Source organism: Paenibacillus sp. 1_12, assembly GCF_900114475.1.
In the GTDB taxonomy this organism is placed as follows: Bacteria; Bacillota; Bacilli; order Paenibacillales; family NBRC-103111; genus Paenibacillus_S.
The window spans coordinates 431,818-443,215 of the sequence record NZ_FOTE01000005.1; the positions used below are offsets into that span (position 1 = coordinate 431,818).

Genomic DNA, 11,398 nt, shown 5'->3' on the forward strand with positions numbered 1-11,398 from the left:
TGTTTAGTTCATCTTATATAGTAATAATTGTAATGGAGAAATGTCAGACGAATATTAATTTTATTTGTTGATTTGATTAATATCATAGATAAAATCTATGTGAACCTATAAAAACTGATCAGAGTCCTTCGACCAAAATCCGTTTCAAAAACATGCCTGTGTAAGAACCCGGAACTTCGGCTACCTGCTCTGGTGTACCTTCGGCTACAAGTTTGCCGCCGGCAGAGCCTCCTTCCGGGCCAATATCGATCACCCAATCGGATTCACGGATCAGCTCCAAGCTGTGCTCGACAACGACAACAGTATTTCCCGTGTTGACGAGTTTATTCAGTAGGACATGAAGCTGCTTAATATCAGACGGATGGAGACCGGTCGTCGGCTCATCCAACAGATAGAGCGTATGGTTTTTGGATGGTTTACTCAGCTCTTTGGCCAGCCTGATCCGCTGTCCCTCGCCTCCAGATAAGGTTTTGACTGACTGACCCCATTTCAGGTAACCCAGCCCTACCTCACACAGCATCGTGATTATACCTGCAATTTTGGCCTCCGACTTGAGGATCGGCAAACTTTCCTGCACCGAGATATTCAGCAGATCCGAGATGGAGAACCCTTCATACTGAACCTGCAGGACCTCGTCAGTAAACCTTCTCCCCTTGCAATCGTGGCATTTCACTTCTAGATCAGGCAGGAAATTCATATCTACGGATAATACACCCAAACCCTGGCATGTCTCGCAACGACCTCCTGGTGTATTAAATGAAAAATGCTTCGAAGTCAGCTTGCGTTCCTTAGCCTCAGGCAATCCAGCAAACAGCTGGCGCAGGTGTGTAAACACATCTGTATAGGTAGCGACATTGGAGCGCTGCATTCTCCCCATTGGCGTTTGGTCAAAGATCACGATATTACCGACTTGCTCCAAGCCCGTCATTTCCTTGTATCCCATCTGTTCGGTTCCTTTCGGACTTCCTTGGGCAAGGATATCGAATACAAGCGTGGATTTGCCCGATCCAGAAACCCCCGTTACGGATACTAGGCAGCCAAGCGGAAAGGAAACTACAGGGATATTAATATTTCGGATCTGAGCTTCCCGGATCGTGATATGCTGTCCGTTCCCTTTTCTGCGGACACGTGTAGGCGTCGAGAGACTCTCTTCTCTCAAATAAGCGCCAGTAACCGAAAGCTCACTTGCCATCAATTCCTCCAGGCTGCCTTCACCTACAACGACCCCGCCGTTTAATCCAGCACCAGGACCTATATCGATAATATGATCAGCAGCACGCATCATCTCAACATCGTGCTCGATAACGAGGACTGTATTGCCCAGATCGCGCAGCTCCTGAAGCACCCTAATGAGGCCAACCGTATCTCGTGGATGAAGCCCTGTTGTCGGTTCATCCAAAATATACAGCACGCCAGTCAGGCCAGAACCGAGCAGCGATGCGAGCCGAAGTCGTTGAGCTTCTCCGCCAGACAGTGTTACCGTCTGCCTATTCATGGAAAGGTAGCCGAGTCCTACATCCATAATCCGCTTTAACCGTACAGGCATGTCATGGAGGATCGGCTCAAGCAGATGAAGTCCTTCAATCGGAAGCACCGCTTGCAACCCTCTCGTCCACTCATAGACATCGCCGAGCGACCAGTCCGATATCTCAGTGATAGATGCGTCAGCTACCTCAACAAGACGAATTTCTTTTTTCAAGCGAGCTCCGTGGCATTCAGGGCATAGCTGTTCATGAAAAAAGCTTCCGTCTTTTTCCTGGGCGCCTGACTCACCCTCCTTCTCCTTGTAACGACGCCACAAACCAGGAATAACACCTTCAAATTTAGTGCCTTGGACAGGCTTCACATTCGGATAATGGCGCTTGAATGCCTCACTCTCGACTCCGTAGTAGAGCAAATCACGCTGAATTTCACCATAATCCTTCAAGGGCTGATCAGGGTCAAGGTCAAATCCATAATGCTTACCAGCAGCTATCAAAATACGGATCTGAATATCACGATGCACGCCGTTTAGAGAAGCAACGCCCCCGCCGCGTATGCTGAGCTCCTGATTAAAAACAGCCGCTTCATTAATGCTTGCCACATGACCAAGCCCACTGCATACTTCACAAGCTCCCTCTGGCTTGTTGAAGGAAAAGTGTGACATCCCGAGCTTCTCAAGCTCTGTATGGCAATGCGGACAGCGCACCGTTTGACGTTCCATCTCATCGTCTTCCTCTGCCAACAGTCCTGCCGGCTCAAAAGAAGGCGGGATGCTGCCGCTGCAGGATGAGCATATTCGCTCCCCTAGTCTGGAAAAGATAAAACGGACATACGTGTAGATGTCGGTCACAGTCCCGACCGTCGAGCGCGGGTTGCGGTTGGTCACATGTTGTCCAACACTGATGGACGGGGACAATCCTTCAATAGATTCGACCTTTGGCTTGCTGATCGAATCCGATGTCAAGCCCATGGATTCCATATACTGTCTCTGACATTCCCGCTGAAGCGTATCCATAGCCAACGTCGATTTGCCAGAGCCCGAAGGACCTGTCAGTACGACCAGCTTGTGCTTAGGGATCGAAAGCGAGACATTCTTCAGGTTATTCTCCCGTGCACCCTTTATAACAATAGCGTCTTTCATAATAAATCCTCCACATGTTCAATTTGATCATATCGTTAAGGGGATCGTCCTCAGAGCTTCCCGTTATACATGGTGTTATGTTGTTATGCTGCTATGCTATATCCTTTGCAAATTAGCAAAAATTTCGATAGAATAAATTCGATTAATCATACGTCCATCCATTATCTTTTATATCTAGTATCTTGATGATCGAGATGTTTATATCTTAAAAGGAGGGTTGTCTTTTGTCAAGCGATCACCAAGATCAACCAACAGATCTACAGGAAAATTTCACCTTACGCATGCGAGGCTTGGGAACCCGAACAGTACTATACCAGCAGCATGTAGCTACGTCTCTCGGGTTATACAATAATGATTTTTTATCCATAGATATCTTACACGAAAAAGGTCCCATCACCGCTGGTGAGCTGTCAAAACTAACCGGACTCGCTACAGGAAGCGTTACCGCATTAATTGACCGACTTGAAAAAAACGGTTTTGTACGCAGACAAAATGATCCAAATGATCGCCGCAAAGTCATTATTGTCCCTTTATATGAAAATAAAGAAGAGGTCAGCACTACGTACCTCCCCCTTCACACCGCGATGGTTAAACTGGCTTCCTCCTATACCATAGAAGAGCTAGAGCTCATTACACAGTTTTTAGGCAAAGCGAGTACGGTCCTGGAAGAGCAGATTCATCATCTCAGCTCCAAGACAAGCAGTAAATCTTCTTCCTGAACCTTATAGCTTAAACACAAAAGGACGATATTCCGGATAGGTCAAAAATGACTTCGCGGTATCGTCCTTTTATTGCATTTTTGTGATATTCAAGAATTTATTAGAAAACAGAGCTCGCCAATCCGCGAAGCTCCGTTATTTCTAAACGACTTCTGCCCACATCATATTTAACAAAGCCTGGTTACATTGTCTGTTTGGATAACGCCTCAAAGTATTTTACAACGACCTCACGGAATTCCAGAGCAGCCCGCGAAATGTATCGACTCTTATGCCATAATAAAGCTATCTCCCTTACCAATTCGTGATTCTCTACTTCGAGATATTTAATATGTTCCCGTGAATTCCTTGCCGTGCTTGGTATGAAGGCTATGCCAATTTCGGCTTCCACAAGCGCGCTTAGCCTTGCAGGTTCATCCCCCTCATACACATATTTAGGGACAAATCCAACCGATTTGCATACAGAGTCCACTAAATCGCGCGTACCGTAGCCCCTCTTTACACCTACAAACCATTCATCCCTTAGTTCTATCAAGGATACACTGCTTCGGTTTGCTAACTGATGCCTTTCTGGAACAGCTACAAGGATCGGATCGATGAACACGATTAGACATTCAATGTCATCCCCTTCTATTGGGGGTGAGGACAAGCAGAAATCGACTTCTCCTCTATGAAGAAGCGTAACCATTTCCTGGGTGGTAAGCATTTGCACATGAAATTGGATATTGGGCCGCTTTATCCGAAACTCTCGAAGGATGCTGGGTAACGTGCTTGCAGTGGTCACCGCCAATTCCAGTGTTCCATGTTCCGGGCTGGATAAGTCGCTGAGCTCCTGCTTCCCCTGTTCCAATTCAAACAAGGCCCTTTCTGCACGGCGACGGAATCTGCTTCCGAACTCATTTAATCGCAGCTTCCTCCCTATTCGATCAAATAGAGGTGCTCCGAGATCCTCCTCCAGGCGTTGAATGGTTTTGCTTAGTGACGATTGCGTAATGTGCAGACTTCGTGCAGCTTCGGTCATATGTTCTAATCGAGCTACCGTAAGAAAATATTGCAGTTGAAGTATTTCCATTATGCATCCTCCACTCATTCCTTCAAATCAATGAGATTATAACATACAATGCGTTGGAATGAATTATCGATTTTAAGTACAATGACATTATTACGCTTTAGGGGGAACCGAAAATGAATGCTCGCAGCAGATGGTTGTTAATTTCCGTTGGACTGGGTGTGCTGTTAAACCCATTAAATTCTTCGATGATTGCTGTTGCTATTGTAAGGCTGCAAAATGTGTATCACCTTGACTTTACAGTTGTTTCCTGGGTGATTTTTTCTTTCTACATTGCGAGTGCTATCGCTCAACCTATCATGGGAAAGGCCAGTGATTTATTCGGTCGCAGGAAGATATTCCTTACAGGGCTTGTTGTTGCCTTCGTGGCATCTTTATTAGCTCCGCTATCACCAAGCTTTGGGTGGCTCATCGTGTTCCGCATTGTGCAATCCATTGGAACCAGCATGGTGGTTGCGGTTGGAATGGCCATTGTGCGAATTCATATTAAGGAAAAACAAGCAACTGCACTATCCGTTATGGCCATGTTCCTGTCGGGAGCGGCAGCAGTTGGCCCCTTTATTGGCGGGGTCTTGATTCACTGGTGGGATTGGCCTGCTATCTTTATCGTTAATATTCCATTCGTGATAGCGAGCTTTCTATTAGCTTGGCGGACTATTCCAAAGGACGCACCGCCAACATCCACTCTACGCAGCATGTCCTTTCGTAAGTGGTTGGATGTGATTGATGCGTCAGGGATTCTGCTCTTCACAGTGGGTCTGGTTACCCTGCTTGTTGGATTGCTGTCAGCAAAATCATCTGGGCATGTTTCGTTTGGTCATGTCATTGTCGGGCTAATCGGCCTGGTAGTGCTGGGGGCTTTCGTACGACATGAGTTAAAAGCAACGTCTCCATTTATTCCTTTGCGCATGTTCGCCAAATATCCTGCTATGACTTGGGTTAATATCGAATTCATGCTCGTTAACGTACTTTTTTACTCGCTCTTTTTCGGGCTTCCGTCCTACTTGCAAATGGTACGTCATGTCAGCGAGTTCCATACAGGGATTCTCATGCTAAGCTTAGGCTTGTGCTCACTCGTCGTTTCTCCAATAGCAGGACGATGGATCGATAAATCAGGACCTCGACCAGCATTGCTCTTGTCCGGAATACTGATGACATTAGGTTCTGTGTGGATCGTGTCATTGAACCAAGCTTCACCGGTTATCAGTGTGTGTTTGGCTTTAGCTGCATTCGGTATTAGCAACGGATTGAACAATGTCGGTATGCAAGCAGCTTTATTCAAGAGTTCTCCAAAAGAAATAATCGGAGTAGCATCCGGATTATTTAATACATCAAGATACCTGGGAACCATTCTCTCTTCCTTGTTGATAGGCATCGTAATGGGAGGTAATTTCAGTGCCGGGGGATTGCGGGTGCTTGGGATTATCCTCACGGTAATAGCATTGTCTTTGGTATTCATGAGTCGGCGGCATCGGGAGTCAGGGCAATTGAGGGAGTTATAGGTTCACTATAAGGAGGAATTTTTGATGGCAGCAATCTTATTAACAAAAGCAAAACGTTTCAAAGTCAGGTTATTGCTGGGGTCACCCTGATTGATTTTTGAGCTCCATGGTGCGGGCCTTGCAAAACTCAGCTTCATATCGTAGAAGAATTGGCCGTTGAGCTGCAAGGGCAAGCAGCGCTAGTCAAAGTAAACGTTGACGATGAGGGCGAACTGGCGATGCAATTCGACGTAATCAACATTCCTACGCTGCTTCTTTTCAAGGATAACGAGCTGGTAGACAAAATAATCGGCTTGAAATCGAAAGCGAGACTGAAAAACAAAATCTTTGCATTAGCTGGCGAACAATCGTAGGTAAGAGAGGAATTGCAATGACGACATACAAATCCATCGTCAACGGCACGGGGCCGTCTGGACTGACGGCTGCCATTTACTTAACGCGCGACTGACAAGGCGAATTTGAAGCGCTTGAGTTGAAAAAGCATCAGTCGGATATACGGGCAGATTATCCCGAGCGAATCGACTAGCATTTGCGCTAATTTCCGACATTTCCCCCCTCGGGGGAAGGTCAGTAAAAGAGTCTTCACAAAATATTTGACGGACCCTAGTCGCACTTTCATATTACCAGAGGACGATTTCTTTTTGTTTCACAATAAATATTTGAAAAAGAGGGAGCCCCGCAGCCATATTCATGGCTTTTGGGACAACCTCCATTTGCTTATCTAATTAATTTTTAATATACACATTAGAATTATTAGGAGGACTACTAGTAGTTCACAGTTTTTTTCAACAACAAGCATAGAACCTGTCTCCATATAGCTATTTCATTGAACCTTCTATCCTGTTAAATTACTGCCCTTCCTGTTTTTAAATGACAATTTTTCAAATAAGCTCTTTACTATTCTAAACAAATATATGAACTCTTCAGTTTTACGAAAGAGTATCACATAGATTATATTTGGAATAATTAATGCAATGGCTGTTTTTATGGCAAAGCTGATTAAGCTAACAGATATAATTAGACCACAAATATAGTAGGTAATAATAAGAGTCGCAAGACCAACCACGAAATAGTATGCATATTTAGCAAAATAGTTTCTCAATGGCACCTTGAAAGATTTTTTGTAAACTAAGTATGGCGCAATCCAAAATGGAACTGCAATTGTGCTAACAAATGTCCCAAAGAATACGCCAGCTATACCCCAATACTGAACCAATATGATGGATACAACAAGATTTACAGCTGCCTCAACAAAAGGAGCATATCGATCTTCGTGAAAGATTCCCGATGTTTGCTTAACCATAGATATAGAACGCCGCATACCAGAAACAAAAAAATTCAGCATAATTATTATTAATATACCATCACTTAATAGAAAATTATTTCCAATCCACAAACTAATGAATGGACTTATAGTTATATACAGGACTATAGTAAAAAACGAATATATCCAGAAATTAAAAAGCATTATGACTTTAAATACACTGTATACTCTTGTTTCATTTTCTTCTGCTACTAAATTTCCTATGCTATGTGTTATGTTATCAAAAATTTGGTTTATAAAAGTTCTACAGATATTAATTAACATATAATAATTCGAATACAATCCTACCGCTACTACACTGATAAAACTAGAAATTATTATGTTATCAGTACCAAAAACAGCATAACCGCCTATTTGATGTAATACCATGGCCTTCATGTTTTTTATGATGCCTGTCTTTGTTTCTATGTCTAGTTTGATTATTACTTTATTTTTCAAATAGGGATATATTCTATCAACAATAATTGACAGGATAATGGATGTGGTTAAAGTAAGAGCGATATCAATTATAAGATATAAAACATAATCTTTTGTGTAATATATGATAGCAATTTTTATGCAGGTCGAAATAATAGATGATAAAGAATAAATTCCTGTCGCAATATAATTTTTTTGGTTTACGTTTAACAAAGATACTTTGTAAGAATAAAAATATGAGGATACCGTACTAAGTAAAAAGATACAGTAAATCAAATTCACATTTTCAATAGTAGTATCTCCAACAATGTATTTTAAAAATGGTAGCAATGATACTCCTAATATAAATACGATAAGAGCGATTATCCTATATGCATTACGATATAATCTCATAAGTGCATTGATTTTTTCAATATTGTTTTCTGCTACTGGTTTATAGAGAGCGTAAATTATGCTTGAACCTATTCCAGCTTCGGCAAGTGCCAACATTCCCAATATGTTAGAAAATAAACCGTTAATCCCTAAAAATTCAACACCTAAACTGTTAATGAATACCGTTCTTGAAATGAAACTCAGCAAGGTTATAATTAATTGACTACCTAACCCTGCCGACACATTAATTATTGAATTTTTTATTCTCATATTAGCCATTTAATTCCTTTTTGAGAATTGGCAAGAATTTAAATTTTAGTGCCAAATAATAAATATACTCTTTCATGTTACTATTTTTATATGAAAAGCCAATTTCTCTAGTGCTATCTAAAAACATTCCCAGATTGAGTATTCTAGTTAATTCCTCTTTACTATTGCGCTTGGGACTATTTTTGAGATTATTAATTATCATTCTATATATGTTTGTCAAGTAATAGTAAGCCATATCTTTTTTATACTGCTTATTCTTTAATAATCCATACCTTACCGAAAGTTCTTTTCTGATTTTATATTGTAAGACCAAGCTACTTTCTAGGTTAGGCTTATACTTCATACTCATTGTGCTGTCTGGGTTATTCACCGTATAATTATATAGAGTATCTGCAATAGCATAAGTTTTTTTAGACTTTATTAAAATTTCTAAATTAAAGATTGTATCTTCCCCAATAGAAATTTCTTCATTAAAGCGAATGTTTTTCTCCTTTAATGAACTTAACTTATAAATATTTCTCCATATAAAACATAGGTCATTGTTGGAATGAATATTATCGCAACTTAATATTAAATCGATCCCACTCATTACAGTATTTAGTTTAAAATTTGGTTTAAATTCATTATTGTTTGGAATTGTGTTATACCCACTAATGACAACATCGCAATCATTTTCTTCTGCAATAGTGTATAATTTTAGAAGAAAATCTTCAGATATCTTATCGTCAGGGTCAATGAAACAAATATATTTACCAATAGACGCTTCAATGCCTATATTTCTCGCAGAACTTACACCCCCATTAAGCTTATGAACTACTTTAATTCGAGAATCTTTAGCAGCATATTCATCTGCTATTTCACCGCATCTATCCGGGGAACCGTCGTTTACAAGTATTAATTCAAAATCGCCAAAAGATTGCTTTAGGATATTCTCTAAGCAAGTGGCTAGCCATTTTTCTACTTTGTATATCGGGACTACAACGCTTATTTTAGCCAATTCATTCCCTCACAATGTTCAAATTTTAACTATGATTTCATTCAAATAATTTAAATCTTGAAGCTCACCAATTTCAGTTGTTGTTCCTGCTTCATTGACATATTTATTTTCAATTTGAGTTTTAGTTTTAGCTTTTCTTAAAAACCATTCATACTCAATATCTAAATGACCAATATCAATAGCTTGATACCCATCCTTATGTAAATCATAGGCTAACACCGTAGCTGTAGGGCCTATAGCCAAGAGTAGTAGTTTGCTCTTATCCATTTTTTTAGCTTCAGATAAGATTCGATCATATTCTAAAAACGCATCCTTTTCTGGAACTAAAATTCTTTGAATTGATTTTGCATTATTAAACAAGTCATTACCAATACCTAAGCGGCTCTTCCTTCCCTCTACGAAAACAATTTCCCTTTCATCCCATATTTTCTTAAGCTGAGTGAACCATTCATTACAATTAGACTTATCACGAAAAGAATAATAACATCTAGAGATAAATGAATTATAATACACCTTTTCCTTCTTCAATAATTTGTACCAGTTTACTCTGAATTTTGCCATATGCAATTTCCAATAATTTTTCGGCTCATCTTCATAATGGGACAGTTCTTTAAATACATCTGGTAAACACACTAAAAAGTTAGCGTCTTCACATAATAATATTTCTCTTAACCGTTTAGATAGTAATGCATTATAAATTTGAAATGAAATGCCTTGTTTATTTATTAGTTTTAACTCTCCGTCACCGTACCTGCCTACAGATGCTCTGTAACTTATTATATCCGTTATGGTTTCATCAATGGACTTAATGTGTGGTGTGGATAGGAAAGGAGTTCTTGCAGCATCCAAAGCAATAATTGTTCTATTAAAAAATAAAGCCTTATAATCGAAAAAATCATTCCATAGTTTCACTAGATGTCTTTTTATTTTGAAGGAAATCATACGCCTTCACCTCATTAGTAAAATGGTTATAAACATACTTTATCTCATCCATTAAATTCCATCAAGTGTTTAATAATATAAACCTTTAAGGTGGCTCCTTTTGGTTTTATTTATAATGATAAGGACATTTTATACCCTCAAGTTTATCTCCGCCTTTTGTACCAACCATCTTGTATTATTCCATCTGATAACGCTGTCAGTTTAATTCTTAATTTCAATAATCAACAATTATATTTTTGAAAATTTGTTGTCTATATGTATACAACAAATTTAAATATCTCACATTGTTTTAATTTTATTAAATTAATCAAAATATTCGAAGTTAAGTATTTTTTCGTTTTTTGTCATAAATTCTATAAATTTATTACAGATAGACGCATGCCTACACGTTCAATATCCATGACGATCACGCCATCATACAGTTTGTCTCCGACATGTCTGAGTAACTTCTACATTTCCTTCCGGTATATCCCGGTTAGAAACAGCAGCCATTTACAACATTGCGGAACCTTCTACCGTTTTGCAGTAGAAAAGAGTACTAGGAAGAACAGGGTGAAGACGCCCTCAATCCACATAAAAAGAGGCGTCCATCGATAAAGAAGGAAAATAACTCAACTCTAAGTGAAGGATCGACTAAAGTACTACAAGCAGAATTAGACCGTTTACGGATGGAAAATGCCTACTTAAAAAAGTTGAATGCCTTAGTGCAAAGCAAGCAAATCAAAGCACAAGTAATCTTTGAGCTAAGGATAGACTATCCCGTTACTTCCCTCGGTTTTAAGGGTTTTTCTCACATATGCTCGCTTATTCGCAGGATTATACCCCTTAATAAAGGACATAACGGTATAATTACAGATGGTGATCCACCGAATCGACCATGAAGGCATGCGTAAACAGAGGGTCAGATAATAACTTCCTCATTATTCCATTTACTGCACGTATTCTCCATACTGCCCTCGGGGGTTCACCCTCCCAGATCTCAACGGGTCTATGCCCTTGCCTTCCTTCGTTATACCTGCCCAAGGGGTGGAGGCCGATCGTGTTCAATGTATGGGTCTGCGCCCTTAAGTAACGGGTATTCGGTACTCCGTGCTTTCTTTGTCGTCCTGCGAATGGGCCAACCTACGTACGACGGTATTTAATCCAGTTTTAGGCTACACCTTCAT

At 40.3% G+C, this 11,398-nt stretch carries 8 protein-coding genes; 3 read left to right on the top strand and 5 right to left on the bottom strand.

Annotation, left to right across the window (positions count from 1 at the left end; translation table 11 throughout):
• Positions 1-118 precede the first annotated feature (118 nt).
• Complete coding sequence (gene uvrA, locus BM210_RS14560; RefSeq protein ID WP_091169338.1) at positions 119-2,623, bottom strand: excinuclease ABC subunit UvrA; 2,505 nt, start codon at positions 2,621-2,623, stop codon at positions 119-121.
• Between the two features lie 281 nt (positions 2,624-2,904).
• On the opposite strand from uvrA, the gene BM210_RS14565 reads away from it, so the two are divergent.
• On the top strand, positions 2,905-3,342 hold the full coding sequence (locus tag BM210_RS14565) for a MarR family transcriptional regulator (RefSeq protein ID WP_256223616.1): 438 nt from the start codon (positions 2,905-2,907) through the stop codon (positions 3,340-3,342).
• Positions 3,343-3,523: 181 nt separating this feature from the next.
• Here BM210_RS14565 and BM210_RS14570 read toward each other — a convergent pair whose 3' ends face one another.
• Complete coding sequence (locus BM210_RS14570; RefSeq protein ID WP_091169342.1) at positions 3,524-4,411, bottom strand: LysR family transcriptional regulator; 888 nt, start codon at positions 4,409-4,411, stop codon at positions 3,524-3,526.
• A gap of 113 nt (positions 4,412-4,524) precedes the next feature.
• On the opposite strand from BM210_RS14570, the gene BM210_RS14575 reads away from it, so the two are divergent.
• Both BM210_RS14575 and BM210_RS36265 read left to right on the top strand, forming a co-directional pair.
• On the top strand, positions 4,525-5,910 hold the full coding sequence (locus BM210_RS14575; RefSeq protein ID WP_091169344.1) for an MFS transporter: 1,386 nt from the start codon (positions 4,525-4,527) through the stop codon (positions 5,908-5,910).
• A gap of 149 nt (positions 5,911-6,059) precedes the next feature.
• Positions 6,060-6,263: a thioredoxin family protein gene (locus tag BM210_RS36265; protein WP_371263478.1), complete on the top strand. Its 204-nt coding sequence runs from the start codon at positions 6,060-6,062 to the stop codon at positions 6,261-6,263.
• A 482-nt stretch (positions 6,264-6,745) separates the two neighbouring features.
• Here BM210_RS36265 and BM210_RS14585 read toward each other — a convergent pair whose 3' ends face one another.
• The 3 genes from BM210_RS14585 to BM210_RS14595 are packed head-to-tail and all read right to left on the bottom strand — an operon-like array spanning position 6,746 to position 10,232.
• Positions 6,746-8,293 carry a lipopolysaccharide biosynthesis protein gene (locus tag BM210_RS14585; RefSeq protein WP_091169436.1) on the bottom strand — a complete coding sequence of 516 codons (1,548 nt, stop codon included), beginning with the start codon at positions 8,291-8,293 and terminating at the stop codon, positions 6,746-6,748.
• Position 8,294: 1 nt separating this feature from the next.
• Positions 8,295-9,290 carry a glycosyltransferase gene (locus BM210_RS14590; RefSeq protein ID WP_091169347.1) on the bottom strand — a complete coding sequence of 332 codons (996 nt, stop codon included), beginning with the start codon at positions 9,288-9,290 and terminating at the stop codon, positions 8,295-8,297.
• A gap of 18 nt (positions 9,291-9,308) precedes the next feature.
• Positions 9,309-10,232, bottom strand: coding sequence for an SP_1767 family glycosyltransferase (locus tag BM210_RS14595; RefSeq protein WP_091169349.1), 924 nt, complete (start codon positions 10,230-10,232; stop codon positions 9,309-9,311).
• Between the last annotated feature and the right edge of the window lie 1,166 nt (positions 10,233-11,398).